Source organism: Dokdonella sp. (genome assembly GCF_036518555.1).
In the GTDB taxonomy this organism is placed as follows: Bacteria; Pseudomonadota; Gammaproteobacteria; order Xanthomonadales; family Rhodanobacteraceae; genus Dokdonella_A.
This window is the reverse complement of sequence record NZ_DATDMY010000243.1, coordinates 1-2,030: the sequence shown is the minus strand read 5'-3', so window position 1 is coordinate 2,030 and position 2,030 is coordinate 1. Positions and strand designations below refer to the sequence as shown.

Genomic DNA, 2,030 nt, shown 5'->3' with positions numbered 1-2,030 from the left:
GCAGGTCGACCGCAGCCATGACCTGGCCGGCCTGGCAGTAGCCACACTGCGCGACATCCTCCTCGATCCACGCCTGCTGCACCGGATGCAACGCGTCGCCCTCGAGGCCTTCGATCGTGACGACTTCGTGCGTCGCTGCCGCGCTCATCGGCAGCACGCAGGCGCGCATCGCCTTGCCGTCGAGCAGCACCGTGCAGGCGCCGCAGTTGCCGATGCCGCAGCCGTACTTGGTGCCCGTGAGGCGCAGCGTGTCGCGCAGGAACCACAGCAACGGCATCGCCGGATCGCCGTCGTGGAAGTAGGGCTTGCCGTTGATCGTGACCCGCAGCGGTTCGCGCGGGCGAGCGCTGCGTGGCTTGGCGGGATCGGCGGGTTCGGCGGCGTGGACAGGCTGGTCGGGCATCGTGCGTCTCCGTGCCGCATGCGGATCGGGCCCGCACGCGTGTCATCGTCGCATTGTCGCATGGCGTTCCGTGCGTGCCGAGCATCGCTCCGACGCGGCCTGCGCCACGCGTCATCGCACCCGGCGGGGCGGCCGAGCGCGTAGTCCCGCCGCAAGGCCGCTCGTCCACCTTCGTCGCCCCCAGCGCGGCGGCACGCGCGTGCGCGCGCGCCGCCCTACCTGGGCAGCAGGCGCCAGATGAAGTAGACGGGCAGGCCCGCGAGCGTGATCAGCGCGCCCATGCCCGCGTCGCGCGGGTGCAGCCAGATCGTCGTGCCGACCACGCCGGCGACGACGAGGAGGAACGCGATCGGCAGCAGCGGATACCACGGCGTGCGGAACGTGGCCGCGTCGGCGGGCTGATGGCGCCGGTACCAGAACAGCGTCGAGACGACCGCGGCCATGCCGAGCCAGTCGCCGACGGTCGAGTAGTTCAGCAGTTGGTCGAACGACCCGGTGAACGCGAGCACGCATGCGGCCGAGGCGAGCAGCATCAGCGCGATGTTGGGCGAGCGCCAGCGCGGGTCCAGGATCCCGGCCGATCGGAAGAACACGCCGTCCGCGCCCATGACCTGGAACACGCGCGCGGCACCGATCATCGAGATGTTGACGAAGCCGAGGGTCGAGATCGCGATGCCCGCCGCGATCACGCGTGCGCCGGTTTCGCCGAACGCGTGACGCATGACGTCGGCGGCAGGGGCCTTGCTCGCGGCGAGTCCGTCGTGGCCGAGTACGGCGAGATAGGCGAGGTTCGCGAGCAGGTAGCATGCGGTGACGAGCAGCATGCCGAAGATCAGCGCGCGCGGGATCGTGCGCTGCGGCTCGCGCACCTCGCCCGCGATGTCGTTGACGTAGTACCAGCCGCCGTACGAGAACAGCACCGGCATCAGCGCGCCGGCGAACGCGAACGGGCTGACGGGTCCCGCCGGCGCGGCCGGCGGCGGCGCGCCGCCGGTGGAGAGCCCGGCCGCGATGAGGATCGCGATCGCGGCGAGCTTGAGCACGGTGAGGATGTTCTGCGTGAGCGAGCCGGCGCGGATGCCGAACCAGTTGATGCCGGCGAGGAACACGATCGTGCCGACCGCGTAGGGGCGAGGGTTGGCGAGTTCGAGGCCGAGTGCCGCGGCGGCGTACTCGACGAAGGCGGTCGCGACCGCGGCGATCGCGCCCGAGTGGTTGACGACGAGCAGGTTCCAGCCGTAGACGAATGCGACGACGAGGCCGAACGCATCGCGCAGGTTCACGTAGCCGCCGCCCGCGTTCGGCCGGCGCGTACCGAGTTCGGCGTAGCAGAGCGCGCCGATCAGCGCGATCACGCCGCCGACCGCCCATGCGAGCAGCTGCTCGCCGGCCGAGCCAGTCTGGCTCGCGATCGACGCCGGCGTCCGGAAGATGCCCGAACCGATGATGCCGCCGACGACGACCATCGCGGCGTCCCAGGCATTGAGGCGGCGCGCGTAGCCGACCGCGTGGGGTGGGTGATCGCCCGATTCGCTCATGCCGCCTGCTCGTGCGTTTGCGAAGCGCCGATCATGCCCGAGTTGCGCGAGCGCGTCTGCGGGACGTCGCGGCGGAATGCGCCTGCCGC

The 2,030-nt window shown here is 71.3% G+C and carries 2 protein-coding genes; both read right to left on the bottom strand.

Features of this window, described 5'->3' with window-relative positions:
• On the bottom strand, window positions 1-403 hold a 403-nt coding region (locus tag VI238_RS13250), incomplete at its 3' end, for a (2Fe-2S)-binding protein (protein WP_331652120.1).
• A 215-nt stretch (window positions 404-618) separates the two neighbouring features.
• Window positions 619-1,941: an amino acid permease gene (locus tag VI238_RS13245; RefSeq protein WP_331652118.1), complete on the bottom strand. Its 1,323-nt coding sequence runs from the start codon at window positions 1,939-1,941 to the stop codon at window positions 619-621.
• Window positions 1,942-2,030: the final 89 nt, after the last annotated feature.